Source organism: Aeromonas sp. LsrichE-8G (genome assembly GCF_022869435.1).
Taxonomy (GTDB): Bacteria; Pseudomonadota; Gammaproteobacteria; order Enterobacterales; family Aeromonadaceae; genus Aeromonas; species Aeromonas caviae.
Genome location: NZ_JALIHH010000008.1, coordinates 53,264 through 77,623, shown reverse-complemented (window position 1 = coordinate 77,623; position 24,360 = coordinate 53,264). Strand labels below are relative to the sequence as shown.

Annotated in this window: 24 protein-coding genes and 1 tRNA gene; 18 read left to right on the top strand and 7 right to left on the bottom strand. The window is 64.0% G+C overall.

The window, feature by feature from the left end; all coding sequences use genetic code 11:
• Nucleotides 1-16 precede the first annotated feature (16 nt).
• The gene (raiA, locus tag MUW49_RS02645; RefSeq protein WP_010674126.1) at nt 17-349 is read left to right on the top strand and encodes a ribosome-associated translation inhibitor RaiA; all 333 of its coding nucleotides are present in this window, start codon (nt 17-19) and stop codon (nt 347-349) included.
• A gap of 63 nt (nt 350-412) precedes the next feature.
• On the opposite strand, the gene MUW49_RS02640 is transcribed toward raiA, so the two are convergent.
• The gene (locus MUW49_RS02640) at nt 413-925 is read right to left on the bottom strand and encodes a VC2046/SO_2500 family protein (RefSeq protein ID WP_102948204.1); all 513 of its coding nucleotides are present in this window, start codon (nt 923-925) and stop codon (nt 413-415) included.
• Between the two features lie 126 nt (nt 926-1,051).
• On the opposite strand from MUW49_RS02640, the gene MUW49_RS02635 reads away from it, so the two are divergent.
• Nucleotides 1,052-1,136 (top strand) — tRNA-Tyr (locus MUW49_RS02635).
• 207 nt (nt 1,137-1,343) lie between these two features.
• On the opposite strand, the gene MUW49_RS02630 is transcribed toward MUW49_RS02635, so the two are convergent.
• Both MUW49_RS02630 and MUW49_RS02625 read right to left on the bottom strand, forming a co-directional pair.
• The gene (locus MUW49_RS02630; protein ID WP_244812370.1) at nt 1,344-5,117 is read right to left on the bottom strand and encodes a translocation/assembly module TamB domain-containing protein; all 3,774 of its coding nucleotides are present in this window, start codon (nt 5,115-5,117) and stop codon (nt 1,344-1,346) included.
• Between the two features lie 76 nt (nt 5,118-5,193).
• Nucleotides 5,194-6,969, bottom strand: coding sequence for an autotransporter assembly complex family protein (locus MUW49_RS02625; protein ID WP_042017328.1), 1,776 nt, complete (start codon nt 6,967-6,969; stop codon nt 5,194-5,196).
• Between the two features lie 536 nt (nt 6,970-7,505).
• On the opposite strand from MUW49_RS02625, the gene MUW49_RS02620 reads away from it, so the two are divergent.
• The 10 genes from MUW49_RS02620 to mltB all read left to right on the top strand — a co-directional run bounded on the left by MUW49_RS02620 (nt 7,506) and on the right by mltB (nt 17,082).
• Nucleotides 7,506-7,901, top strand: coding sequence for a hypothetical protein (locus MUW49_RS02620; protein ID WP_043154193.1), 396 nt, complete (start codon nt 7,506-7,508; stop codon nt 7,899-7,901).
• Nucleotides 7,902-7,960: 59 nt separating this feature from the next.
• Entirely contained in the window at nt 7,961-8,239 is a 279-nt protein-coding gene (locus MUW49_RS02615; RefSeq protein WP_010674120.1) for a peptidylprolyl isomerase, read from the top strand.
• Nucleotides 8,240-8,366: 127 nt separating this feature from the next.
• Entirely contained in the window at nt 8,367-9,077 is a 711-nt protein-coding gene (locus MUW49_RS02610) for a DUF1499 domain-containing protein (RefSeq protein WP_119196805.1), read from the top strand.
• The gene (locus tag MUW49_RS02605; protein ID WP_244812369.1) at nt 9,067-9,642 is read left to right on the top strand and encodes a carboxymuconolactone decarboxylase family protein; all 576 of its coding nucleotides are present in this window, start codon (nt 9,067-9,069) and stop codon (nt 9,640-9,642) included. The genes MUW49_RS02610 and MUW49_RS02605 overlap by 11 nt, the downstream gene beginning before the upstream one ends.
• A complete protein-coding gene (locus tag MUW49_RS02600) occupies nt 9,639-11,795 on the top strand; it encodes an FAD-dependent oxidoreductase (protein ID WP_244812368.1) in 2,157 nt (718 codons plus the stop codon). Before MUW49_RS02605 ends, MUW49_RS02600 begins: the two co-directional genes overlap by 4 nt.
• Before the next feature lie 19 nt (nt 11,796-11,814).
• Entirely contained in the window at nt 11,815-12,984 is a 1,170-nt protein-coding gene (locus MUW49_RS02595; protein ID WP_161469599.1) for an ABC transporter substrate-binding protein, read from the top strand.
• Between the two features lie 6 nt (nt 12,985-12,990).
• The gene (locus MUW49_RS02590) at nt 12,991-14,628 is read left to right on the top strand and encodes an ABC transporter permease (RefSeq protein WP_171864869.1); all 1,638 of its coding nucleotides are present in this window, start codon (nt 12,991-12,993) and stop codon (nt 14,626-14,628) included.
• 4 nt (nt 14,629-14,632) lie between these two features.
• Entirely contained in the window at nt 14,633-15,295 is a 663-nt protein-coding gene (locus MUW49_RS02585; RefSeq protein WP_171864868.1) for an ATP-binding cassette domain-containing protein, read from the top strand.
• On the top strand, nt 15,288-15,890 hold the full coding sequence (locus tag MUW49_RS02580) for a CDP-alcohol phosphatidyltransferase family protein (RefSeq protein WP_161469602.1): 603 nt from the start codon (nt 15,288-15,290) through the stop codon (nt 15,888-15,890). Before MUW49_RS02585 ends, MUW49_RS02580 begins: the two co-directional genes overlap by 8 nt.
• A 94-nt stretch (nt 15,891-15,984) precedes the next feature.
• Nucleotides 15,985-17,082 carry a lytic murein transglycosylase B gene (mltB, locus tag MUW49_RS02575; protein ID WP_010674112.1) on the top strand — a complete coding sequence of 366 codons (1,098 nt, stop codon included), beginning with the start codon at nt 15,985-15,987 and terminating at the stop codon, nt 17,080-17,082.
• A 44-nt stretch (nt 17,083-17,126) separates the two neighbouring features.
• On the opposite strand, the gene MUW49_RS02570 is transcribed toward mltB, so the two are convergent.
• Nucleotides 17,127-17,609 (bottom strand): MarR family transcriptional regulator, encoded by a 483-nt coding sequence (locus MUW49_RS02570; protein ID WP_119196808.1) that lies wholly within the window; start codon nt 17,607-17,609, stop codon nt 17,127-17,129.
• Between the two features lie 94 nt (nt 17,610-17,703).
• Between MUW49_RS02570 and MUW49_RS02565 the strand changes: the two genes are divergently transcribed.
• Nucleotides 17,704-18,585 carry an EamA family transporter gene (locus tag MUW49_RS02565; RefSeq protein WP_202043974.1) on the top strand — a complete coding sequence of 294 codons (882 nt, stop codon included), beginning with the start codon at nt 17,704-17,706 and terminating at the stop codon, nt 18,583-18,585.
• Between the two features lie 73 nt (nt 18,586-18,658).
• Here MUW49_RS02565 and pgm read toward each other — a convergent pair whose 3' ends face one another.
• Together pgm and seqA are read right to left on the bottom strand one after the other, a co-directional pair.
• Complete coding sequence (gene pgm / locus MUW49_RS02560) at nt 18,659-20,308, bottom strand: phosphoglucomutase (alpha-D-glucose-1,6-bisphosphate-dependent) (RefSeq protein ID WP_010674109.1); 1,650 nt, start codon at nt 20,306-20,308, stop codon at nt 18,659-18,661.
• Nucleotides 20,309-20,361: 53 nt separating this feature from the next.
• The gene (gene seqA / locus MUW49_RS02555; protein ID WP_010674108.1) at nt 20,362-20,871 is read right to left on the bottom strand and encodes a replication initiation negative regulator SeqA; all 510 of its coding nucleotides are present in this window, start codon (nt 20,869-20,871) and stop codon (nt 20,362-20,364) included.
• A 290-nt stretch (nt 20,872-21,161) separates the two neighbouring features.
• On the opposite strand from seqA, the gene MUW49_RS02550 reads away from it, so the two are divergent.
• The 4 genes from MUW49_RS02550 to fldA are packed head-to-tail and all read left to right on the top strand — an operon-like array spanning nt 21,162 to nt 23,085.
• Nucleotides 21,162-21,926: an alpha/beta fold hydrolase gene (locus tag MUW49_RS02550; RefSeq protein ID WP_109112016.1), complete on the top strand. Its 765-nt coding sequence runs from the start codon at nt 21,162-21,164 to the stop codon at nt 21,924-21,926.
• Between the two features lie 55 nt (nt 21,927-21,981).
• Nucleotides 21,982-22,203 (top strand): DUF2788 domain-containing protein, encoded by a 222-nt coding sequence (locus tag MUW49_RS02545; protein WP_010674106.1) that lies wholly within the window; start codon nt 21,982-21,984, stop codon nt 22,201-22,203.
• A 20-nt stretch (nt 22,204-22,223) separates the two neighbouring features.
• On the top strand, nt 22,224-22,520 hold the full coding sequence (gene ybfE / locus MUW49_RS02540) for a LexA regulated protein (protein ID WP_005325670.1): 297 nt from the start codon (nt 22,224-22,226) through the stop codon (nt 22,518-22,520).
• Nucleotides 22,521-22,560: 40 nt separating this feature from the next.
• The gene (gene fldA, locus MUW49_RS02535; RefSeq protein WP_010674104.1) at nt 22,561-23,085 is read left to right on the top strand and encodes a flavodoxin FldA; all 525 of its coding nucleotides are present in this window, start codon (nt 22,561-22,563) and stop codon (nt 23,083-23,085) included.
• Nucleotides 23,086-23,153: 68 nt separating this feature from the next.
• Here the strand turns inward: fldA and MUW49_RS02530 are convergent, their stop codons facing one another.
• On the bottom strand, nt 23,154-23,627 hold the full coding sequence (locus MUW49_RS02530; protein WP_010674103.1) for a DUF4442 domain-containing protein: 474 nt from the start codon (nt 23,625-23,627) through the stop codon (nt 23,154-23,156).
• Nucleotides 23,628-23,858: 231 nt separating this feature from the next.
• Here MUW49_RS02530 and fur point away from each other — a divergent pair, with 231 nt between their 5' ends.
• Nucleotides 23,859-24,287 (top strand): ferric iron uptake transcriptional regulator, encoded by a 429-nt coding sequence (gene fur, locus MUW49_RS02525; RefSeq protein ID WP_010674102.1) that lies wholly within the window; start codon nt 23,859-23,861, stop codon nt 24,285-24,287.
• Nucleotides 24,288-24,360 lie beyond the last annotated feature (73 nt).

Sequence of the window (24,360 nt, the reverse complement as noted above, 5' to 3'; positions counted from 1 at the left end):
CCCGAAGGGGGCCATTATGAAAATCGAAATGACCAGTAAAATCATCGACATCACCCCAGCCATCCGCGAGCGCATTGAATCCCGTTTTGAAAAGCTCGAGCGTCTTCAGGTGCCTCTTATCACACCCCATGTGATCATCTCCAAAGAGCGTTTGATGTATATCGTCGAAGCCACTATCGGCATTCCCAACGGCAAACTGTTTGCGCAGGCAGAGCACGAGGATCTCTATGCTGCCATCACGGACCTGGGCCAGAAGCTGGAACGCCAGCTCAACCGTCACACGGAAAAACCCATCGCCCGTCGTGCCGCCGGCAAGGAAGTGCCCCAACCGGACGAAGCAGACGCCTGACAAGGTTCACCACTCATAAAGCAAAAGGCGGGTTATCCCGCCTTTTTGCATTCTACCGTGCCGTCACCCCAGCCAGCGCAGTCTGGCATCCACCCCTTGCGCAAGCTCATCGAGCAGCGGCAGCATCATCAGCGGAGCCTCCTCCCTGGGGTCAGCGCCCATAGGTCGGGCCTGCCAGCGCTCGCGACCCAGTGCCGAGAGGTTGTCGTACACCGCGGGATCCAGCGCGGGCGTTCGGCTCACCAGTGGCGGGGAGCGCAGCGCCAGCCAGAGTCTCACATCCGTCATGCACCCGCCTTGTTGCAGACGCTCGTTGAGGCTGGTGGCATCGATCTCTTCCACCCCGCCTTGCAGGGACGCCCGGGGCATCAGACCGAAACGGGAGCGCCAATCCAGCTCACCCGACGCAGGCTTGGGCGGGGCATCAAACCAGGGCTGCTCTTCCACTGCATCAGTCAGCAGCGCCAGATGCAGCCTGAAGTCGGCACGGTCCCCCGAACGGAGATCCTGGTTGAGCCGTTGGCCCAACTGGGCCTCATCCACGAGCAAGCGGTCACGAATCGCACTGGGCAGCATGAGATAAATCTTGGAAATGAAGGTTTCATTGCTTATCGGCCATCAACCCGATCCTTTAAGCATTAAAAATCCCAGCAGAGGGGTTCACAAGCGCGACAGATCTGTTAGTATGCGCCTCGCACTTGGGGAGGGGTTCCCGAGCGGCCAAAGGGATCAGACTGTAAATCTGACGGCTCTGCCTTCGAAGGTTCGAATCCTTCTCCCTCCACCATCTTTCAGAAAGCCCGGCCTTGTGCCGGGTTTTCGCTTTTCTGCCTTCCACAAATCCCCTTCTTCTCTACAAAAAAACGGGAGGCCAGGCCTCCCGTCAATATATGCACGCTCTCACCCCGAACCTGCTGGCGACAGCTGTCATCAGCAGGTCGGGCAGAGGGGGATAAGCGTCCCCCCAGGCATCTGTCTTGTCATCCGCCCCCCCTTACAGGGTGAAGCGATAGAAGATATCCACCGCCTGGGCCACCCCGCTCATGGCCTGCAGATAGAGCCTTGGCATCAGCTCGTAGCGCAGCTTGAATTCGGCGATGGGGCTGAACACCCCGACCCCGTACTGGAACTGCAAGCCGGGCAGCAGGTAGGCCGACAGGGTCACCTGGGTGTCATCGCCACTGCCTGCTGTATCGAGGGCCACGTCGCTCATGCCGAGGGACTCCCCGATGCTGGAGACCACGCCGCTCGCCTGGCTCACGGCCCCCGACACCAGCAGGCCGTTGAAGCCGCCATCCTCGCCGCTGGTCTGCAATCCCTTGCCCCGCAACAGATAGGAGAGCTGTTCGGACTGCGCCATCTGCGGTTCGGAATAGACAGTGATCTTCGGCTTGGCGGCCGGCCCCGTCACCCGCACCCCGACGGTCACGTTGTCCTCGATGGTGTCCGGATCCCGATAGGTCTCGATGTTGAGATAGGGCTGATCGATGGGGCCGGAGAAGAGGATCCGCCCCTCCTTGATGATGAGGTTCTGGCCATAGGCCTTGAAGCGCCCGTCCCTGAGCTCCAGTTGCCCGTTGCCCGAGAGCGGCTTGGAGGGATCCTGGCGAATGTTGAGGGCCCCTCCCACCTTGGTCTTGAGTCCCATGGCTTCAAGGCGGACGTCGTCCCCGAGCCGGATGGCGAGCCTGATCTCCATGGGCAGCGGTGCCGCCTTGGGGACCGGCGGCAGATCGTCGTAGATGACGGTGACATCATCGGAGACCGCTACCGCGCTGTCTGGCAGGCTCTTGACCAGGATGCGCGACCAGGGGATGTCCACCTGCCCGGTCACCCTGGTCTCCTCCCCGAGAGAGATGGCGATGTCAGGTGTCACCCTGACCCGGCCCATGCCCGGGTACTGGGCTTCCAGCTCCTTGCCCTGAATAGTGAGGCTGCCAGTCACCGGCTGCTGGGCCCAGCTCAGCCAGCCCCCCAGCACCAGGGGGCCCTTGCCCACCATCATGGAGCCGTCGAGTTCGGCCCGGTTGCCTTCTATCTTGAGGCGGGTCACCAGCTTGGAGAGGGTCACCATGTCGGAGTGGGTCTGAACCTCCCCCTCCTTCAGGCTCAGCTCGCCATACAGCAGGGGGGCAGCCAGGGTACCGTCGAAGCGGGCATCCGCCGAGATGACCCCTTGCAGGGAGCGCACTTCGGGAATGAGGGGCGCAAAGGTCGCCAGCTTCAGATCGTCAAACCTGAGTTGACCGCCGAGGTTGCCGCGTCCGGCGGGATCCCGGATCAGCAGATCGGTGTCGATGTTGCCGATCTGCTCGGAGGCGAAATCGACCCGGATGGCGGCCTGCTGGCGCTCGAAGTCGATCCCGAGCTCGAGGCGCTGGTAGTCGGTCTTGAGTTCGTCTGCGACGAAGGTCCCAGGCGTGGTGCGCACGGTGGCGTGCAGGGTCGGCTGGTTGCCGCGCCAGCTGGCGCGCCCGTCGGCCGACAGCACCGCCTGCCAGCGGAAATTGTCCGGCAACCAGGGGCGCAGCCGCTTGAGATCAAATTCGTTCAGGGCAAATTCCAGATTGCCCTGGGACTGGGCTATCCGGCTCCCCTTGACGCAGAGACTGGCCTTCTGGGACGCGAGGCAGAGATCCCCCATGGTCAGCTGCTGTTTCGGCAGATCCAGGTCCAGAGACCAGGGGGCGGTCAGCGCCCAGCGCTTGAGGGGGGTCTTGATCTTCAGCTCGGCAAGGGCGCCACGCCAGCGGTCACCGCGCAGGCTGCCATTCAGGCTGAGGTCTGCCGCCAGGGGATCCCCCTTCATGGTCAAGGTGAGCCCGTGGCGCTCGAGATCGCCGCTCAGGTTCAGGGCGATTTGCGAGAGCTTGGTCTCCCCCTGCGCCAGGCTCGCCACCGTCACCGCCACCTCACCGGCGGGCTTCTCCCCGACCAGGGCGTTGGCCCTGATGACGGTCTCCTTGAGGACGGTGCCCGCGTAGGCGAGTCGGCCCGACACCAGATCGGCATTCACGCGCGGCGCCTGCTGGTTGCCGGTGACGCGCACCTGGCCCTTGATGTCCCCTCCCAGACCCGGGTAGATACCCCCAAGCTTGGGCGCATCCAGATCCGCATCCAGCTTCCAGGCCTGGGTCGTGAGCGAGCCTTTGGCCTGCAGCCGGTTGGGGCCGCTTTGCAGCGCCAGGGCCGGGATGGTCCACTCCATCTTGTCGTTGCCGCTGAGCCTGCCCTGCAAGGCCAGGGGATACTGGTTGAGCTTGCCATCCACCTTGAGCTCGGGCAGGACCAGCTGCCAGTGGCCCGCCTCATCCAGATCGAAGCGACTGGTGATCTTGCCCGCCAGTACCCCCTTGATCTCGGGCACCAGCTCCGCCGGGTTGATCCCCTTGAATTCGGTCGTCCCCTGCCACTGGACCCCCTTGCTCCAGGCCAGCTTGCCGTCGACCTTGAGCTCCCCCTTGAGGGCCCCCAGCAGCAGCTCGATGCGGCTCAGCTGGTTGAGATCCCCCTTGCCCGAGAGCGCCACCTTGAAGGGGGGCACATCGGTCCCCTTGCCGGCGGTGTTGAGCGCAAACTGGTAACCGGAGAGCTTGCCCTTGGCGCTCAGGGTGCCCTTGTCCAGCCGATAGCTGGGCTCATCCTTGGCGGGCTTGTGCAGGGGCCAGGAGAGGCTCTTCCAGTCCAGCGCCAGATCGAAGGGCAGATCCGGGTCGAGGGCCGCGAGGGATCCTTTGAGATTGGCGCCCACCGGCCCCTTGGCCTTGAGTGCCAGCCCAAGCTTGCCCACAGAACCGTCCAGGACGAGATTGACCTGCTCCCCCTTGAGCTCCCCGTCCAGCAGCCCTTGACGCGCCTTGGCATCCAGAGTCAGGGCGAGGGGGTAATCCTCGTGCAGGCGCACCTGACCACTCAAGGTCAGATCCGCCATGGCATGGCGCAAGGAGAGCTCCCGGATGTCGATGCGCTCCTCCTCGGCGGTGGCCGACAGCAAGAGGTTGTCTAGCCCCTCCACCAGCTCACCTTGCTGATAACGGAACGCCGTGGCTTTCAGCCCCTCCAGCTGGATGGGGAAAGGCAGTCGCACCGCCGGCAGCACCATGGGCTCGGGCTTGCTTGCGGCCTGCATCTTGTCACCGGGGGCAGCCTTGCCCTCGCCGGCCGCCAGGGTGGCGCTTTTCTCATCCGCCGGTTTGGCGCCCTTGTCACTGGCCGCCTCCGCCGGGGACGGTGCCAGCACCACGTTCAGGCCATCGAGCACGGGGCCGCGCACGATGAGCCCGGCGCGATCTAGGGCGGCGCCAATGTCCAGATCCTTGAGGGTGATCGTCACGCCGGGCACCGCCACATCGAGATCGGCAACCTTGAGGCTGTCGACCTGGATTTTGAGCGGCAACGGATGCCAGACGAAGGGCTCCGACGGCTCTTCCGGCACCGGCTCGGACTCCGCCACCCGGACAACGGGGCGAGTCACCGCCAGAGACTTGATCCAGAGCTTGCCCTGCAGGAGCTTGCCCAGATCCCAGTCCAGCACGGCCCGCTCCACGGTGACATCCACCAGCTCGTCCCGCCAGCCAACCCCTTCGAAGGTCCAGCCATACCCGAGTTGCCCCGCCACCAGCTCCCCCTTGAGGGAGGGCAGCGCGGCTCTGGCCTGTTGCCACAGCCACTTGTTGCCCTGATGGGTGAAGCCCAACAGGCTGACGCCGATGAGCAGCAGGAAGAAGAGGCCCATGAGCCACAAGAAAATGCGTTTTACCCAGATCACGATGCAGACCCCTGCAAGGAAAGCAGCCGCAGCGGCCAGAAAAGAGAAAGAAGAGGATGTGCGCCTGGTTGCCGGGTCATAGTTCCGGCCCCAGCGCGAAGTGCAGCCGCAGCGGCTTGTCCTCCTCGGAGATGCCCACCGCCAGATCGAGCCTGACCTGACCGATGGGGGTGACCCAGCGCACCCCGACCCCGGTGCCTATCTTCCAGGCCTCGCTGTAGTCGACGGTGGCGGTCCCGGCGTCCACGAACAGGGCGCCGAGCCACTTCTCGCTGAAGCGGTAGTTGTACTCCAGGCTGCCGACGCTTGCGTAGCGCCCGCCGGTCAGCTTGCCATCGTCCCCCCGTGGCGAAATGGTCTCGTAACCGTAACCCCGGACCGTCTGATCGCCGCCGGTGAAGAAGCGCAGGGAGGGGGGGACCAGGGAGAAATCATCCCCGACGATGGCCCCCTGTTCGGCCCGCATCAGGAAACGGTGATCTTCGCCCAGGGTGCGCAGCCACTTGCTGCGCCCCCACACCCGCATGAAGCTGATATCGGACCCCCAGTAGGGGCTCGAGAACTCCATCGTCAGTTGCTGGCGATCCCCCCAATCCGGCACCAGACCGCCGCGCACCCGCAGCCGTGACCAGGAGACGCCGGGGATCAGCAGCAGGCTGTTCCCCTCGTCCTGACCCTGGACGTAGCGCTCGTTCTCCAGGCGCACAAAGACGTCTCTGTCCCAGCTCTCCGGTCGGCGTGTCCAGCGGTGCACCCCGAAGGTGGCCAGATCGGAGCGGGTGTCGTTGTTGTCGGTGTATTGATAGCCCGCCTGCAGGGAGTAGTAATCCCGTAGCGGGTTGCCCACCGGGATCTGGTAGTCGAAGCTGAGCTCCGCTTCCGGCGCCGAGATCTTGGCGGTGCTGGAGAGGCGGTGACCATAGCGGTTCACCCAGGGTTTCTCCCAGGTGGCACTCAGGCGCGGCCCCACGTCCGTGGCATAACCGATACCGGTCTCAATCTCGTGATCGACCCGGTTGGAGAGGGTCACCTGCACCGGCACCCGGTTGCCCTCGGCCTGGCTGATCAGGGGTTTGATGTCCACCTGCTTGAACAGCTTGGTGGAAGAGACATCCTGGGACATCTCCGCCAGACGGATCGCCAGATAGGGGTCGCCGCTCTTGATGTTGATGAGCGGGCGAATAAGGTGCAGTGCCTCCGGCGTCGCGTCATAGCGGATCTCGCCGAAATGGTAGCGCGGGCCGGAGCGAAACAGGATGTAGATCTCCGCCTTGCCCTGTTCCGGGAAAACCTTGACCTGGCTCTTGCTGATCTTGGCGTCAAAATAGCCGCGGGCCAGCCCCAGACTGCCGAGATCCGCCTTGATGGATTCATATTTGCCGTGGTTGAGGGGATCTCCCTCCTTGAGGGGCAGCTTGTCCAGCAGCTCGCTGTACACCTCGTCGCTCCCCGCATCCCCTTCCAGCAGGATGTCGAGGCGCGAGATGATCACGGGTTCCCCCCGCTCAATCTCGATCACCACCTTGGCGGGCGTCTTCTTGTCGCGGTTCAGAGTGATCTTGGGCTGGTAGTAGCCATAGACCTGCAGCGCCTTCTGTACGCTCTCGGTGATCTTGGCGCGGGCGGGGCGGTACTGGCGTTCCTGATAGACGGGCAGGGCGTTGAGGTAGGCCTCGACGTTGTCTTTCTGCTCTCCCCTGACCCCCTTGATCTGGTAGGTCAACTTGGCCGCCATGGCGGGCATCGCCATCAGCCAGAGAGCGAGGGCGAGCAGCAAGAGACCGGGCCCGGGGCGACGGGATCGCCCGGATGAAGTGCTCCCGGTGAGAAAAGTAGGATAGCATCCTGTCAAACGTCATTTTCCCCGAATAACATGATTTAAAGATTGTGTTATTTAGTACGATACCGAGACTCATCCCGGGCGAGTGCCGCTCATCCTAGCATAATCGCGACGGCGAAATCCCACGCTCGGGGCCCCTTTGCGTGCCGCTCTGCCGCCCCCGGTGCGGGGATCGCTTCGGCCCAGCAAGGAGCCAGCCGGGTGTGAGGAGCCAAACTGCGCACAATCCGGGCAAGGGGCGAACAAAACGCCACCACCGACCCCGCCACGCCGGATCTCCCCTGGCGGCCTTGGGCTGGCAGCAGGGTCCGGCTCGTCGCGACAACCCTTGTCGGACACCCCGCATCCGGCGGGTTTCGTCAACCCGTCCCCCTCGACTTGCTCCGTGCCCTCTTCCCCGCCCTGCCTGCTATTGAACAGGAAAATAAGTTTAAATCAATCACTTGAATAGATGGCACTAAAGCTTCGTTCAATTCAATCGATTTATCCCGCTGCCCCTGCGCTCCTGCCTGTCCCACACTGATCCCAATCATCGCAGGAGAGACCCCATGCACCTACGTAGCGAACAACTGGCTGACTACATCGCCGACCGACTCGAGTTCATCACCTTCCTGGCCTGCTGCAGCGCCCTGCTGGCCTTGCTGACCGGCATGAACGGCCAGCAGGCCCTCGCCTTCACTGCGCTCAATCTGCCCTTTGGCCTGGCCCTGCTGCTGGGCATGGCCCTGCTCGCTCCCCTGTCTGCCCACTGGCGCCTGCCCGGCATAGTCCTGCTGCTGGTGAGCGCAGCCCTGGCCACCCTGCAGATGGGGGGCAACTGGCTCAACCCCCTGGCCATCTGGAGCCTCTATGCCCTGCTGGGGCTGGAGATCCTCTGGCAATCCCGGGCCAGGGTCCCCCTGGCCGCCGGCCCCCGGAGCCGGGTCTCGCGCCCGAGGGGCTGACGCGGAGGCGCAATTGCAGTAATCTTGCGCCCCCTTTCCCCTCGCCGAGGAGCATTCCGATGAAAAAAGCCTGTGCCCAGCACATCCTGGTCAAGACCGAGAAACAGTGTCTGGAAATCAAGGAGAAGCTCGCCAAGGGCGCCGATTTCAGCCAGATGGCCAAGCGTTTCTCCACCTGCCCTTCCGGCAAGCGTGGCGGCGATCTGGGAGAGTTCTCCAAGGGGGACATGGTCAAGTCCTTCGACGATGCCGTGTTCAAGGGGGAGTTGCTGACCGTGCTGGGGCCGGTGCGCACCAAGTTCGGCTTCCACCTCATCAAGGTGCTCTATCGCAGCTGATCCAGGGCGACGAGGCCATCGGTTCTCTGAGCCGCACGCCTGGGATTGATGATCATTTACTAACGTTATCAGGCAATTAAGTTTATCCTTCTGGGCATAGTTCCATCCTGACCCGTGGATCCCTCATATGCACAGCTCTTTGTGGTGGCCGCTGCTGACCTGGCTATTGCCCCTTTGCGGGGCCCTTGGCAGCCGCGCCCATCTCTGGCCCTGGTGGCTCGGCTTCATCCTCTGTCTCGCCAGCGCCCTCCTCAGCCTCGTGCTGCTGCTGCGCCTGCCCTGGCGCTATCGCCGCACCACCAACCTCTGGCCGGATATCTGGGGCATAACTCCCCTGCTGTTGCCCCTGCTGTTTCTCGTCCAGGCGTTGCGCTCCCCCCTCACCAACGACGTCAGCACGGATCCCTACCATCCGCCACGGCTCCAGTGGGCCGAGCTGCTCAGAAGCCCGGAGGATCTCCCGGTCTCCCCCCCGCCCCTGCAACTATTTCCAGGCAACCCCGGTCCTCTCTATACCCGGGCATCCCCGGTCGAAGTGCTCGCGGAAGCCGAGGAACTGATGACGGAGCTGGGCTGGCAGGTTCGCCCGGGCAGCGAGGGTATCGATGCCGTCGTCACCACCGGCTGGTTCGGGTTTCAGGATGACGTGGCCCTGCGGGTCTTTGCCGGGCCCAAAGAGACCCGTATCGACATGCGCTCCGCCTCGCGCCAGGGGCGCAGCGATCTGGGGGTCAACCGGGCACGGATCATCGATTTCCTGAATCGGTTGAACGAGCGTCTGGGCGGGGCCTACAAGCCCAAGATGGAGAAGCTCAAAGAGGAACAAGATGCGCATTGAGGTCAAACCGGACCGGGCCTACGACTGGTTCATCCGCCCCTTCTTCTGGCTGCAGAAACGCAACTACGGTCAGGTGCTGATCCCGGGCAAGTGCTGGGGGCGCTCCCCCAGGCTGTTCGCCGCGGTCGCCACCCTCTACGGCGTCATCAACCGCAAGCGCTCCCCCATCGACCCCGTGCTGCGCTCCCTGGTGACGGTGCGGGTCTCCCAGCTCAACTGGTGTCGTTTCTGTGTCGACATCAACGCCATGACCCTCGTCAAGCGGGCAGGCTCCAGCGACAAGGTGGAGGCGCTGGCCCGGTGGCGCGACAGCCCCTTGTTCGACGAGCGGGAACGGGCCGTGCTGGACTATGCCGAGGCCATGACCGGGCTGGATGGCGTGAGCGACGAGCAGGCCGCCCGCCTCAAGCCCTGGTTCGATGACGACGCCCTGGTGGAGCTCACCGGCCTCATCGCCTTCCAGAACATGTCCGCCAAGTTCAATGCCGCTCTCGACATCGCTCCCCAGGGGTTCTGCCAGTTGCCGGTGCAACCCGAGAGTCCCCTCGACAAGGGGCAGGGATGAACAGGGCACGCCTGCTGCTGTTGCTGGCGATGGGGGTCCTGGTCGGCACCTTCTTTGCCCTCGACCTTGACCACTATCTGAGCCTCACCCAGTTGCAGGCTCATCAGGCGCGCCTGGCCCTTTGGGTCGACCGCCATGTTGTCGCAGCCAGCCTGCTGTTTCTGGTGATCTATGTGCTCACCACCGCCCTCTCCCTGCCGGGGGCGGCCCTGCTCACCCTGGCGGGCAGCGCCGTCTTCGGCATCCTGTGGGGGCTCTTGCTGGTCTCCTTTGCCAGCTCCCTCGGCGCCACCCTGGCCTTTCTCAGCGCCCGCTTCCTGCTGCGGGACTGGGTCGAGACACGCTTTGGCGACAAGCTGGCGAGCGTTCAGGCCGGCATGCAAAAGGAGGGGGCCTTCTATCTGCTGAGCCTGCGCCTCATCCCCCTCTTCCCCTTCTTTCTGGTCAACCTGGTGATGGGGCTCACCCCCATCAGAGTCAGCACCTACTACTGGGTCAGCCAGCTCGGCATGCTGCCGGGCACCCTCGTCTACGTGCTGGCGGGAAGCGAGCTGGCTACCCTCACCAGCACAGGCAACCTCTTCTCCCCCGGCCTGCTGGCCGCCCTGACCCTGCTCGGCCTGATGCCCTGGCTGATGCGTGCCTTGCAGCGCCGTCTCGCCCTCTACCGGTTGCACGCCCCCTACCGCAAGCCTGCGCGCTTTGACTACAACCTGCTGGTGATAGGTGCCGGCGCCGGAGGCCTGGTCACCAGCTACATCGCCGCCGCGGTGAAAGCCAGAGTGGCCCTCATCGAGCAGCACAGGATGGGAGGGGATTGCCTCCATACCGGCTGCGTCCCCTCCAAGTCGCTGATCCGAAGCGCCCGCTTCGCCATTGAACAGCGCAAGGCCGGGGAGCTTGGTTTTACCCCGAGCCAGAGCCGCGCCGACTTCGCCGCCGTGATGGCGCGGGTCGCCCGGGTCATCGAGGAGGTCGAACCCCACGACTCGGTGGCGCGCTATGAAGGACTTGGGGTGGAGTGCATCCAGGGGCGGGCGCGAGTCACCTCCCCCTGGGAGGTGGAGGTCAACGGCAAGCGCCTGACCAGCCGTCATATCGTGATCGCCACCGGCGCCCGCCCCCGGGTGCCCGCACTGCCGGGGCTGGACAGGGTTCCCTACCTCACCTCCGACACCCTCTGGCAGCGACTGCGCGAGCCCCCCCGCCATCTGCTGGTGCTGGGAGGGGGCCCCATCGGCTGCGAGCTGGCCCAGAGCCTGGCCCTGCTCGGTATCCCCGTCACCCTGGTGGAGCAAGGCCCTCAGCTGCTGCCCCGGGAAGATAGGGACGTCGCCGGGGCCCTGGCCGCACAGCTGGAGCACGACGGCGTCACCCTGCACCTCGGCTGGCAGGCTACCTCGGCCGGGTATATGGACGGTAAAGACACCAACCTGCCCATCCGGCTGCACCTGCGCCGGGGGGACGAGACGCTGGTGGTTGAGGGGGACCAGCTGCTGCTGGCCCTTGGCCGGGAGGCCAACGTGAGCGGTTTCGGGCTGGAGGCGCTGGGGGTTGAACTGGCCCCCGACGGCACCCTGGCCATCGACGGCTTCCTCACCACCAACTACCCCAGCATCCTGGCGGTGGGGGACGTTGCCGGCCCCTACCAGTTCACCCATTTTGCCGCCCATCAGGCCTGGTATGCCGCCATCAACGCCCTCTTTGGCCAGTTCAGGCGCTTTCGGGCAGACTACAGGGTCATGCCGGCGGCCACCTATACCAGTCCGGAGATAGCCAGGGTCGGCCTCAACCAGAAAGAGGCTCATGCCCGAGGCATCCCCTTCGAGTCGACCCGCTTCGAGATGGCCGAGCTGGATAGAGCCATCACCGACGGCGAGTCAGGGGGCTTTGTCGAGGTGCTGACGGTGCCGGGCCGTGACAGGATACTCGGGGCCACCATAGTGGGTGCTCACGCCGGCGAGCGGATCGCCGAGTTTGCTCTCGCCATGCGCCACCGCCTGGGACTTGGCAAGATCCTCGCCACCGTTCACCCCTACCCCACCCTGATGGAGGGGAACAAGTACGTGGCTGGCGCCTGGCGCCGTGCCCGCCAGCCCGGGCGCCTGCTGGCGCTGCTGGCCCGTTATCACCGCTGGCGCCGCGGCGCCTGACTCTGACGAGGCAACCATCATGTTCAAGACCCGACTTCGCGCCCTGCTCCGTCCCCTGATAGCCGCTGTCCCCCTGCTGCTGGCCTCCCCGCTCCACGCCAATGACGCATCGTGGCAGCAGACCTTGCTGGCCGCCAGGGGGCAGACCGTCTACTTCAACGCCTGGGGGGGCAGCCCCGAGATCAACGCCTACCTGGTGTGGGCCAGGCAGGAGATCGCTCGCCAGTACCAGGTCGAGCTGGTGCAGGTGAAGGTGGATGACATCGCCCAGAGCGTGAGCCAGTTGCTGGCCGGCAAACAGACTGGCAAGACGTCGAACGGCCCCATCGACCTGCTCTGGGTCAACGGCGAGAACTTCAAGGCGCTCAAGGAGCAGGGGCTGCTGGGGGCTCCCTTTACCGACGAGCTGCCCAACATGGTCCTGGTGGACACCGCCCTGCCGGTGAGTGAGGACTTCACCGTGCCGGTCGAGGGGCTGGAGGCCCCCTGGGGCATAGGCCAGCTCAATCTGATGGTGGATGACGACCAGGTAGACACACCTCCCATCTCGGCGGCCGCCCTGCTGGCCTGGGCCAAGGCTCACCCCGGCCGCTTCACCTACCCCAAGCCTCCCCAGTTTCACGGCTCGAGCTTTCTCAAGCAGATCCTGCTGGAGCTGACACCGGATCCGGCGCCCCTCTATCGGGAGGCGACCGATGCCGACTTCCTTCGCATCACCGCCCCTCTCTGGGCCTGGCTCGACCAGCTTCACCCCGCGCTCTGGCGAAAGGGCAGGCTCTTCCCCACCGGCGCAGCCGAGACCAGGCAGTTGCTCGATGACGGCGAGCTGGCCATGGCCATCAGCTTCAACCCGGGGGAAGCCCAGAGTTCGGTGCAAAACGGCACCCTGCCCCCCACCGTCAAGGCCATCGCCATGGAAAAAGGGGCGCTCACCAACAGCCATTTCCTCGCCATCCCCTTCAATGCCTCCGCCCGGGCCGGGGCCAAGGTGGTGGTCAACTTCCTGCTGAGCCCCGCCGCCCAGGCGCGCAAGAGCGACCCCGCCTTCTGGGGGGATCCCAGCGTGCTGCGCCAGGAGGCGCTGCCAGGCCAGACCCGTCCGGCATTGCGCTTCAAGGGAGTGGCAGAGCCCCATCCCAGCTGGCAGACGCGGCTGGAAGCGGCCTGGGCCGAGCGCTACGGCCACTGATCCATCATGCAGGTGCGCGCCCCTCTTCTCCTCCTGCTGCCCTTTTTGATGCTGGGAATCCCGCTCGCCGGGGGCCTGCTGTTGCTGGTCATCGAGGGGCTCGCCCCCGCCAATCTATCCCTCTTGCTCCCCCAGCCCGGACTCTGGCACTCCGCAGGGTTGAGCCTCTGGGTGGCGGGCGCCTCCACCCTGGGGGCTCTCGGCGCCACCGCCCTGCTGCTCGCCCAGGGGGACGGGCGTCCCTGGATGCGCTGGCTGCGCCGCCTGCTCTCCCCCCTGCTGGCGCTTCCCCACGTCGCCTTTGCCATCGGCATCGCCTTTCTGATCGCTCCCTCCGGCTGGCTGCTGCGCCTCGTCGCCCCCCTGCTTGACCTCACCCATCAACCCCCGGACTGGCAAACCCTCAAGGATCCCTGGGGGCTTGGCCTCATCGTGGTGCTCATCCTCAAGGAGACCCCCTTCCTGCTGCTGATGGCGCTGGCGGCACTGGATCCCGCCAAGGTGGCGCGCCAGCAGTGGCTGGGGGCCAGCCTCGGCTTCAGTGCCCCCCGGATCTGGTGGCGCCTGCTGCTGCCCGCCCTCTGGCCCGCCCTGCGACTGCCCCTCTACGCGGTGGCCGCCTATGGTCTGGCGGTGGTGGATCTCGCCCTGCTGCTGGGGCCGGATGCCCCGCCGCCCCTGGCGGTGCGACTCTGGCTCTGGTATCAGGATGCCGACCCCGCCTGGCGCGGCGCCAGTGCCAGCGGCGCCCTCTTGCTGCTCGCCCTCAACCTGCTGCTGCTTGGCGCCCTCAGGCTGCTGGAGCGGGCCCACCTCACCCTCGGCAAGGCTCGCTGGCTGGATGGGCGACGCGCCCCCGCCTCGCCCTGGCCCGCACTCATTGCCCGCATCGGCGTGTGGGGGCTGCTCCTGACCAATCTGCTGGTGCTCGCCGCCCTGCTGCTCTGGTCCCTGACCCGGCGCTGGTCTTTTCCCGCCCTCTGGCCGAGCGAATGGAGCAGCCACCACTGGCAGGCTCTGCTGCCGAGCCTGGGCCCGCTGCTGTGGCAGAGTCTGTGGCTGGCCCTGCTCTGCGCCGCGCTCTCCCTGCTGCTGGCGGTGCTCTGCCTCGAGGCGTTGCCTGCGCGCCGCGCCACACGCACCCTCTGGCTTGTCTGCCTGCCTCTGCTGCTGCCCCAGGCCAGCCTGCTGTTTGGATTGCGCCTTCAGACCGACGGGCTGGGATTCACTGGCATAGGCCCAGGCTGGGTACTCTGGAGCCAGTTGATCTTCGTCTTTCCATACGTCTATCTCTGCCTGCACGGCCCCTATCGCCAGTTCGACGAGCGCCTCACCCGGGTGGCCCTCACGCTCGGGGCCAGCCCCTGGGGGGCCTGGTGGCGAGTCAAGGGTCCCCTGCTCGCCCGTCCCCTGTTGTTCGCCTTCGGTGTCGGAGCGGCGGTGAGCCTGGCCCAATACCTGCCGACCCTGCTGTTCGGGGGCGGGCGGGTCGTCACCATCACCACGGAGGCGGTGGCCATCGGCAGCGGCCTCAACCGGCGGCTGGCGGGGCTCTACGGCCTGCTGCAACTGCTGCTGCCCCTTTTCATCTATGCCCTGGCGCTCTGGCTGCCGCGGCGCATCAACCCCGCTCTGAGGCCCTGACCCGATGCTGCATACCTCCGCACTCACCCTCTTCCTCGACGGCGCCCCCCTGCTGACGCTCCCTCCCCTCAGGGTGGCCCCGGGCGAGGTGCTCACCCTGATGGGACCGAGCGGCTGTGGCAAGAGCTCCCTGCTGGCGGCGCTGGCGGGAGTGCTGCCACCCGGGGGGCCCATCCGGCTGACCGGGGACATCCTGCTCGGCGCACGTCGCCTCACCCCGCTGCCCCCTCAGGAGAGGGGCGTCGGCATCCTGTTTCAGGATGACCTGCTGTTTGCCCACCTGACGGTGGCCGAAAATCTGATGTTCGGCATGCCGGCGCATCTCAAGGGGATGGCGGCAAGGCAGACCCGGGCCCGCGAGGCGCTGGCCGAGGTTGGGTTGGAGGCTCAGGTGGACAAGCTGCCCGGGGCGCTCTCAGGTGGCCAGAAAGCCCGCGTCAGCCTGCTGCGTGCCCTGCTGGCCGAGCCCAGGGCATTGTTGTTGGACGAACCCTTCTCCCGCCTCGACAAGCCGCTGCGGGCCGCCTTTCGTGAACTGGTGTTCGCGCAGATCAAGGCACTGGCCATCCCCGCCATTCTGGTGACCCACGACGAAGATGACGCGCCGGGCACCATCTTGCAGCTGATCCCCCCAGCCATCCCAGAAGAGGAGCACCACCTTGTTTGATCGCCACCTGATCCCGGTTATCCGCCGCCCCCTCGCCGCGCTCGCCCTCCCACTGTGCCGGGCCGGGGTGAGCGCCAACCAGGTGAGCCTCGCCGGCTTTCTCATCGGCATGCTGGCGCTGCCGCTGCTGGCCTTTGGCTGCTATCAGTGGGCGTTGGCGGCGATTCTGCTCAACCGGCTGCTGGACGGGCTGGATGGCGCCGTGGCGCGGGAAACGGGCATCACCGACTGCGGCGGGTTTCTCGACATCACGCTGGATTTCATCTTCTACGCCGCCGTGGTGCTGGGCTTTGCCCTCGCCGACCCGGCCAACGCCCTGGCCGCCGCCACCCTGCTGTTCGCCTTCATGGGCACGGGATCGAGCTTTCTGGCCTTTGCCATCATGGCGGGCAAACGGGGCATCGAGAGCCCCGTCTACCACCACAAATCCCTCTACTATCTGGGCGGGCTCACCGAGGGGAGCGAAACCATCGCCCTCTTCGTGCTCATGTGCCTCTGGCCCGCCGCCTTCGTGCCACTGGCCTACGGTTTCGCCCTGCTCTGTGCCATCACGACCCTGACCCGGATCTGGAGCGGCTACCACACCCTGCACTGACGGGATCCCCGGGGGCGCGCCGGCACGGAGCACTTGCGCCTGCACGCCAATGTTTTACCATGACGGCACTCTTTTTCAGGCTCACGAGAACCCTATGCGTCGCCTTGTCTGTGTCCTCTCCCTGTTTCCCCTGATCTACGGCTGCAGCAGCACGCCGGCGCCCAAGCCCGTGGTCAAACCCCAACCCAACAGCGCCTTCATCAACCAGACGCCGCCGAGCAAACCCTTCTACGGGCAGGTGAGCCAGCCCGGGGTCAGCAAGGGGGACTTCGCCAATCGTTCCAACGTGGACAACTTCGTGCAGCGGATGGTGCAAAAGCACGGCTTCGACAGCGCCGAGCTGCACCGGGTACTGGCCCAGGCCGAGCGTTATGACTGGATCATCAAGCTGATGGACGCCCAGGCCCCCACCACCAGACCGCCCACCGGTCCGACCGGCGCCTGGAACCGCTACCGCGCCAAGTTCATCACTCCAGACAACGTACAGAACGGCGTCAACTTCTGGCGTGAATACGAGAGTGAACTCAACCGGGCGCAGCAGATCTACGGGGTGCCACCCGAGATCATCGTCGGCATCATCGGGGTGGAAACCCGCTGGGGTCGGGTGATGGGCAAAACCCGCATTCTCGACGCCCTGGCGACCCTGGCATTTGACTACCCGCGCCGCGCCGACTTCTTCACCGGCGAGCTGGAAGCCTTCCTGGTGATGACCCGGGATGAAGGGATGGATCCCACCGAACCCAAGGGTTCCTATGCCGGGGCCATGGGCTACGGCCAGTTCATGCCGTCGAGTTTTCGCAACTACGCGGTGGACTTCAACGGCAACGGCCACACCAACCTGTGGGATCCGGTGGATGCCATCGGCAGCGTGGCCAACTACTTCAAGGCCCACGGCTGGGAGAAAGGGCAGCCGGTGGCAGTACGCGGTCAGGGACAGCTTCCGGGCTATGAGCACGGCTTCCAGACCCGCTACCCGGTAGCCACCCTGCGCGGTGCCGGGTTGACCCCAACCGGATCCCTTGGCAATCACAAGGAGGCGAGCCTGCTGCGTCTGGATGTCGGCACCGGTTACCAGTACTGGTACGGCTTGCCGAACTTCTACGCCATCACCCGCTACAACCACAGCACCCACTACGCCATGGCGGTATGGCAGCTTGGCCTTGCCGTCAGGGATGCCAGAGGCGGCTACTGAGTCAGCCTCAATGCCAACAAAAACGGGCCCGCAGGCCCGTTTTTTTATTCGTTTTCCAGCAGCCAGCGTTTGAGCAGGGCGGCCAGCTGCTCCTGTTCGACCAGGCTCAATGGGGCCAGCAGGCGGCGCTCGTTCGCCACGTGCTGTTCCACCGCATGGTCAACCAGCTCCCGCCCCGGCTCCGTCAGGCAGACCAGCAGGCTGCGCCTGTCATCGGGGGAGGCTTCACGTCTTATCAGGCCACGCTGCTCCAGCTTGTCGAGCCGGGCCGTCATGGCCCCTGAACTCAGCATGGCGGACTGGTAGAGCGCGGTCGGGGTCAGCGGCTCACCGGCCCGACGCAGGGTCGCCAGGATATCGAAATCGGACCCCAACAGACCGCACTCCTTGAGGGTCTCGCTCACTTCGCGCCCGGCGATCGCCGCCATGCGCGCCACCCGCCCCAGCACCCCCATGGGGGTGCAGTCGAGGTCCGGGCGCTGCCGGGCCCACTGGGCCAGCAGCTGATCTACATGATCACTCTCCATTCGGGCTCCATTATCTTTACATGAAGATACTTGATAATAAACCAACTCGCGGCTAATGTATCTTTACTTAAAGATACTTTGTTACGAGATAACCATGCCGCTGCTGATCGCCCTGCTCGCCCCCCTGCTCTGGGGCAGCACCTATGCCGTCGTCAGTCTCTACCTGACCGACTACTCCCCCTACTGGGTGGCCGTGTGGCGCGCCCTCCCCGCCGGGGTGTTGCTGCTGTTGCTCCATCCCCGCAGACCGCCTCTCGTCTGGAGCAGGCAGTTCCTGCTGGCGTTTTGCAACATCACCGCCTTCTTCGCCCTGCTGTTCGTGGCGGCGTTTCGCCTGCCCGGCGCCGTGGCGGGTACGTTGGGAGCGACGCTGCCCCTCATCCTGATGGGGCTGGCCTGGCTGCAAGACGGTGTCAGACCGACGCTCAAGTGGCTGTTGCTGGGGGTGATGGGGCTCGTCGGGGTGCTCTTGCTGCTCAATCCCTCTGCCAATCTGGATCCCGTCGGCGTGGCGTGCGCCCTGCTCGCCACCCTGCTCATCGGCCAGTCGAGCCGCTGGATGCAACGCTGGCCGGTGGACGATCTGCTGGCCCTGACCGCCTGGCAGCTGCTGCTGGGCGGCCTGATGCTGATCCCGCTGGCCTGGTGGCTGGCCGGCCCCATGCCCCTGCCCCGGGCTGACGCCACTCCCGGGCTTATCTGGCTGGTGATCCTCAATACGGCTCTGGCCTACTGGGCCTGGCTCTGGGGACTCAAACGCCATGGCCCGGAGGTGATGGGGATGCTGGCCCTCACCAATCCCATGGTGGCGGTCTCCTGCGGTGTGCTGATGGTGGGAGAAACCCTGGATGGCCGTCAGTGGCTCGGCATCGGCATCATCCTGCTCTCTCTCTTCCTGATGAAGCTGCCGGCCCGCTCCTTCCTCAAGCGCTGGCAGAACCGCAAGGCCGCCATCGGCAGCGTCGACAACGGCTGATCCGCAGTCAACCCGACACAAAAAAAGAGGAGCCACCAGGGCTCCTCTTTCACATGGGTTGTTGCCGTTAGGGTCAAACGCCTGCCTTGGCCAGGGCGGCGGAGACGATCTGCTGGGCTTCCTGCTGGATGAGGTCCAGGTGCGCCTCCCCCTTGAAGCTCTCCATGTAGATCTTGTAGATGGACTCGGTGCCGGAGGGGCGCGCCGCGAACCAGCCGTTCTCGGTCACCACTTTCAGGCCGCCGATGGCGGCATCGTTGCCAGGCGCCTTGGTCAGCTTGGCGAGGATGGGCTCGCCAGCCAGGGTGGAGGCTTCCACCAGGGCCGGATCCAGCTTGGAGAGCACCGCCTTCTGGGCGCTGTTGGCCGGGGCATCAATGCGGCGGTAGCTGGAGCGGCCGAATCTGGCTTCGAGCGCATCGTAGTGGGCCTGGGGATCCTTGCCGGTCACCGCCAGGATCTCGGCCGCCAGCAGCGCCAGAATGAAGCCATCCTTGTCGGTGGTCCAGACGGTACCGTCCTTGCGCAGGAAGGAGGCACCCGCGCTCTCCTCGCCGCCAAAGCCGAACTCGCCGCTGTAGAGACCGTCCACGAACCACTTGAAGCCGACCGGCACCTCTTTGAGGGTGCGACCGATCTCGCCGGCCACCCGGTCGATCATGGAAGAGGAGACCAGCGTCTTGCCGACGGCCGCCCCCTTGGGCCAGCCGGTTCTGTGGGTGAACAGATACTGGATGGCCACCGCCAGATAGTGGTTCGGGTTCATCAGGCCCGCCTTGGTGACGATGCCGTGACGGTCGTAGTCAGGGTCATTGCCAAGGGCGATGTCGAACTTGTCTTTCAGGGCAATCAGGCTCGCCATGGCGAACGGGCTGGAACAGTCCATCCGGATCTTGCCGTCTTTGTCCAGGGTCATGAAGGAGAAGGTCGGGTCGACCTTGTAGTTCACCACCTCGATGTCCAGACCGTAGCGCCTGGCGATGACGTCCCAGTAGGCGACGCCGGAGCCACCCAGCGGATCCACGCCTATCTTGATGCCAGCCTGCTTGATGGCGGCCAGATCCAGCACGTTCTCGAGATCATCCACATAAGGGGTGACATAGTCGTGTTCCACCACGAACGGGCTCTTGAGAGCCTCGGCAAACGGCATCCGCTTCACACCGGCCAGGCCCGCTTCCAGGATCGCGTTGGCGCGGTCTTCCACCCACTTGGTGATCTCGCCTTCGGCAGGACCGCCGTGGGGCGGGTTGTATTTGAAGCCACCGTCTTCCGGCGGGTTGTGGGACGGGGTGATCACCACGCCGTCCGCCTGGGCCACGGGTTTGCCTGCGTTGTGGCGCAGGATGGCATGGGAGATGACCGGGGTCGGCGTGAAGCCGAGGCCGGCCTGAATGCGGGTCTCGACACCGTTGGCCGCCAGCACTTCCACCGCGCTGGCAAAGGCGGATTCGGACAGCGCATGGGTATCCATGCCGACGAACAGCGGCCCCGTGATACCGGCCTGCTGGCGGTACTCCACCAGCGCCTGGGTCACCGCCAGAATGTGGGATTCGGTGAAGGCGCTGTGCAGGGCGCTGCCGCGGTGACCGGAGGTGCCAAAGGCGACCCGCTGCTCAGGGCGGCTCATGTCCGGCTTGTTGAGGTAGTAGGCGCTGACCAGACGGGGAATGTTGGTCAGATCGCAAAGACGAGCCGGCTGACCGGCGTGGGAATGCTGTGCCATGGCGTTTTCCTTGAGCTGAGCCTTGCCCGGCAAGGCCTGAAGTCGTTGATGGGTTAAACGGCGCCGCACACCCGAGCCGTCAGATCCTCGTCATAACCCATGCTGTTCATGAGCTGGGCCACCATGTTCTGCTTGCGGCTGGTATTGGTATTGGTGATCACCCAGAACGGGGTCTCCGGTACCGGCTTGGGCTTGGTGGTGCTGCCACTGGCACGCAGCGCTTCCGGGTCACGGGAGAAGTAGACGCGCTTGCGCCCTTTTATCTCGGTCGCCTGGGTGAAGCCTTCCGGGTTGTCCCGATAGAGGGTGCTCAATACCAGCATGAAGCGGTTGATGGACTTCTCTTCTTTCTGCAGCTCGCCGGAATCCAGCAGTGCCTCCAGCCCCATGGCATCGGCCACGGGTTGCGGTTGCATCGCAGGCGCGGCCGCCACGGTTGCCGTGCCGGCCTGGGCGGGTTGCTCCAGCAGGCGACGCAGGATATCGGACGCACTCTCGCCGATGTGCCGGGTCTGGCTCGCGATAAAGAAGTAGAGATCGTCATCAAGCTCGATGGTTTTCATAGGGATGCGCTGGACTCGTCGAAATTCGGATGCGGCGATTATACATAGGCAGACCCGGCAGCCCAAGCAAGGGGCGGACAGATGTGCATGAATCTCCTTGAGAATACGGCATAATGACGGGCCAAGTGTGTGATCCCCCGCACTGATAGCCGATCCCGGGGAGATATTTTTGAAAAAAAACCACAAAAAAATCCCCCACCAGGAATGAAATCCTTTTCTTTCAGTGTGTTAAAAATTATGGCGATAGAGCCCACGACCGATAAGGTGTCATTTTGCAACAATACCCACGATTGAACTTCAAGGAACAGGGCGAAGGCCCGACTATCGTACTGATCCATGGCCTCTTTGGCAGCCTGGACAACCTCGGCCTGCTGGCACGCCCCCTCAGCGAACAATACCGGGTCATCAGCGTCGATCTACGCAATCACGGCGCCTCCTTTCACTCGGACGAGATGAGCTACCCGTCCCAGGCTGAGGACATCCTGGCCCTGCTGGACCATCTTGGACTTGAACAGGTGGCCCTGGTGGGTCACTCCATGGGGGGCAAGGTCGCCATGCAGGTCGCCAAGCAGGCCCCTCACAGGGTCAGCAAGCTGGTAGTGGCGGACATCGCCCCGGTGGCCTATCCCCACGCCCGCCACAAGAACGTGTTTGCCGGGCTCAATGCCACGCTGGCCACGCCCCCCCAGAGCCGCAGCGAGGCGGAAGCCATGCTGGCCGAGTACATCGAGATCGCCGGGGTGCGCCAGTTCCTGCTCAAATCCTTCGCCAAAGGGGAGTCTGGATGGGGGTGGCGTTTCAACGTGCCGGCCCTTGAGCGCAACTACGCCAACATCATGGGCTGGCCTGACGATGAACGCCGCTTCGAAGGCGCGACACTCTTCATCAAGGGGGGCGACTCCGACTATATGCTGCCCGAATACACCGGGGCCGCGATGGCCCAGTTCCCGGCCGCCAAGGCCCGCGTCATCGCCGGCACGGGTCACTGGCTGCACGCGGAAAAGCCGGTTTTGTTCAACAAACTGGTTGTGGATTTCCTGTCGACAGGCGGTTAACAGTTTCAAATCCTTTGTGATATAGTGCGCCCGTCTTAAGGAGTGCGCGCAATCCATGCTGAGTGAACACATCGATCTCATCGAGAGTCTGGGCCTGAAACTGTTCTTCGTGGCCATCTTCCTGCTGATTGGTCTGGCCATTCAGGACGTGCTCAAACGGGGCAATGTGCCCCGCTTCGGCCGCTTCATCGTCTGGCTGGTGCTGTTTCTGGGTTGCGCGGGTTTTGTCGCCAAGGGGCTGATCGAAATGGGCTGGGAAGGCTCAGGGATCGGCTAACTACTTTTCATCTGTGATGTATGGCCAAACAGCAAACTGATCGAACAACACTGGATCTGTTCGCAACTGAGAAGCGCCCCGGCAGGCCAAAGACCAATCCACTCCCCCGCGAGACCCAGCTCAAGATCAACAAGCGCAACCAGCTCAAGCGCGATCGTGAGAACGGGCTGAAACGGGTCGAGTTAAAGGTGGAAGCCGAGTTGCTGGAGCGCCTGAACCAACTTGCGCTGCAACAGAACGTCAGCCGAGCCGAGCTGATCCAATCTATCCTGAAGCAACAGATCGAGTCTGCTCATGCAGCAGGCATCGCAATCTGAACCGTCAAGCATCAACACCAGATACGGGTAACGAAACACTATGGCTAGTGTAGGTCTGTTTTTCGGCAGCGATACCGGTAATACCGAAGCTGTCGCCAAGATGATCCAGAAAGAACTGGGCAAACAACTGATTGAAGTCCGTGACATTGCCAAGAGCAGCAAGGCCGACATCGACAGCTTCGATCTGCTGATGTTCGGCATCCCGACTTGGTACTACGGCGAAGCCCAGGCCGATTGGGACGACTTCTTCCCCGAACTCGAAGAGATCGACTTCAACAACAAGCTGGTGGCCATCTTCGGATGCGGCGATCAGGAAGACTATGCCGAGTACTTCCTCGACGCCATGGGCACCCTGCGTGACATCGTCGAAGCCAAGGGCGCCATCATCATCGGCCACTGGCCGACCGCGAGCTACGAGTTCGAAGCCTCCAAGGCGCTGGTGGATGACAAGCACTTCGTGGGCCTGGGCATCGACGAAGATCGCCAACCCGAGCTGACTGCCGAGCGCGTCAAGGGCTGGTGCAAACAGCTGCACGAAGAGATGTGCCTGGGCGAGCTGGAGTGATCTGATCTCCCTCCCTCTTCATGCAACAAGGGCCCCGACGGGGCCCTTGTTGCATCTGCAGCAGGCTTTCAGCCACCCCTGTGCTGGGGCTTGGATCTGACATAGAGGGTGCGCTTCACCTGGGCCACCAGCTCGCCCTGGCCATCCTGCACCTGCACCTCGAACTCGGGAAAGTGCTTCTCCCCCCCCTCGGTCGCCGCCACGATCGATGCCAGCTTGGCGTCGCTCAGGGTGAACTCCGCCACCAGTTTGCCCTTGCCCGGCTTGATGAAATTGATGCTGCCCGCCTTGTCCCACACGTAGTAGCGGTTCTTGAAATAGCCCATCAGCATCAACGGGTAGATGGGATCCGTCATGGCGAACATGCTGCCACCGAACTGGGTCCGGTTGGCATTCTTGTTCCACCAGCGGGACTTGAGAGTGACCCGGCAGAAGCGAAAATCGGGGCTCAGGGTTTCTATCTTGATGCCTGCACCCCAGAAGGGGGGCCAGGCGTTGAGGGCGCAGCGCACCCAGGCGGCATTGCCGAAAAGCCAATCCATGGATCTCATCCGACCAGACTATAAAGAAGTCACATAGTATCAACATTCTCTGGTCGAGCAAGCGGGCCTGAATATTCCCATGACGGGCTTGATGAGCTAAAGCCCTTGAATTGCTGGGTTTATTTTTAACTTGGCTACGACCTATAATGACAGGCCAAGCGAGTTCGTGGTTGCCATTACAGCGGCAGTCAATCAGAATAACCACACCTTCGAGAATGCGAATAAATAGAAATGGCAGACAACAACCAAGCGTTAAAAAAGGCCGGGCTCAAGATCACCTTGCCCCGTGTCAAGATCCTGGAAATCCTGCAACAGCCGGACTGCCAGCACACCAGTGCGGAAGATCTGTACAAACGGCTGATCGATCAGGGCGAGGAGATTGGTCTCGCTACCGTTTATCGCGTTCTCAACCAGTTTGATGATGCCGGTATCGTCACCCGCCACCACTTCGAAGGGGGCAAGTCGGTGTTCGAGCTGGCCACCCAGGAGCACCACGACCACCTGGTCTGCCTCGACTGCGGCAAGGTGATCGAGTTCTCCGACGAGGTGATCGAACAGCGCCAGCGCGACATCGCCAAGGCGCACAACATCCGCCTGACCAACCACAGCCTCTACCTGTATGGCCACTGCGCCAACGGTGACTGCAAGCACGACGATTGATTCGGCCGGGTCAGCGCAATAAAAAAGCCAGCATCATGCTGGCTTTTTTGTGTCCGCAATCCGGACCAGAAGC

What these genes read in the sequence shown, in the direction of transcription:
- raiA (WP_010674126.1), top strand. Translation starts at nt 17, where the DNA reads ATGAAAATCGAAATGACCAGTAAAATCATCGACATCACCCCAGCCATC.
- MUW49_RS02640 (WP_102948204.1), bottom strand. Translation starts at nt 925, where the DNA reads ATGCTGCCCAGTGCGATTCGTGACCGCTTGCTCGTGGATGAGGCCCAG.
- MUW49_RS02620 (WP_043154193.1), top strand. Translation starts at nt 7,506, where the DNA reads ATGCACCTACGTAGCGAACAACTGGCTGACTACATCGCCGACCGACTC.
- MUW49_RS02615 (WP_010674120.1), top strand. Translation starts at nt 7,961, where the DNA reads ATGAAAAAAGCCTGTGCCCAGCACATCCTGGTCAAGACCGAGAAACAG.
- MUW49_RS02610 (WP_119196805.1), top strand. Translation starts at nt 8,367, where the DNA reads ATGCACAGCTCTTTGTGGTGGCCGCTGCTGACCTGGCTATTGCCCCTT.
- MUW49_RS02605 (WP_244812369.1), top strand. Translation starts at nt 9,067, where the DNA reads ATGCGCATTGAGGTCAAACCGGACCGGGCCTACGACTGGTTCATCCGC.
- MUW49_RS02600 (WP_244812368.1), top strand. Translation starts at nt 9,639, where the DNA reads ATGAACAGGGCACGCCTGCTGCTGTTGCTGGCGATGGGGGTCCTGGTC.
- MUW49_RS02595 (WP_161469599.1), top strand. Translation starts at nt 11,815, where the DNA reads ATGTTCAAGACCCGACTTCGCGCCCTGCTCCGTCCCCTGATAGCCGCT.
- MUW49_RS02590 (WP_171864869.1), top strand. Translation starts at nt 12,991, where the DNA reads ATGCAGGTGCGCGCCCCTCTTCTCCTCCTGCTGCCCTTTTTGATGCTG.
- MUW49_RS02585 (WP_171864868.1), top strand. Translation starts at nt 14,633, where the DNA reads ATGCTGCATACCTCCGCACTCACCCTCTTCCTCGACGGCGCCCCCCTG.
- mltB (WP_010674112.1), top strand. Translation starts at nt 15,985, where the DNA reads ATGCGTCGCCTTGTCTGTGTCCTCTCCCTGTTTCCCCTGATCTACGGC.
- MUW49_RS02570 (WP_119196808.1), bottom strand. Translation starts at nt 17,609, where the DNA reads ATGGAGAGTGATCATGTAGATCAGCTGCTGGCCCAGTGGGCCCGGCAG.
- MUW49_RS02565 (WP_202043974.1), top strand. Translation starts at nt 17,704, where the DNA reads ATGCCGCTGCTGATCGCCCTGCTCGCCCCCCTGCTCTGGGGCAGCACC.
- pgm (WP_010674109.1), bottom strand. Translation starts at nt 20,308, where the DNA reads ATGGCACAGCATTCCCACGCCGGTCAGCCGGCTCGTCTTTGCGATCTG.
- seqA (WP_010674108.1), bottom strand. Translation starts at nt 20,871, where the DNA reads ATGAAAACCATCGAGCTTGATGACGATCTCTACTTCTTTATCGCGAGC.
- MUW49_RS02545 (WP_010674106.1), top strand. Translation starts at nt 21,982, where the DNA reads ATGCTGAGTGAACACATCGATCTCATCGAGAGTCTGGGCCTGAAACTG.
- ybfE (WP_005325670.1), top strand. Translation starts at nt 22,224, where the DNA reads ATGGCCAAACAGCAAACTGATCGAACAACACTGGATCTGTTCGCAACT.
- fldA (WP_010674104.1), top strand. Translation starts at nt 22,561, where the DNA reads ATGGCTAGTGTAGGTCTGTTTTTCGGCAGCGATACCGGTAATACCGAA.
- MUW49_RS02530 (WP_010674103.1), bottom strand. Translation starts at nt 23,627, where the DNA reads ATGGATTGGCTTTTCGGCAATGCCGCCTGGGTGCGCTGCGCCCTCAAC.
- fur (WP_010674102.1), top strand. Translation starts at nt 23,859, where the DNA reads ATGGCAGACAACAACCAAGCGTTAAAAAAGGCCGGGCTCAAGATCACC.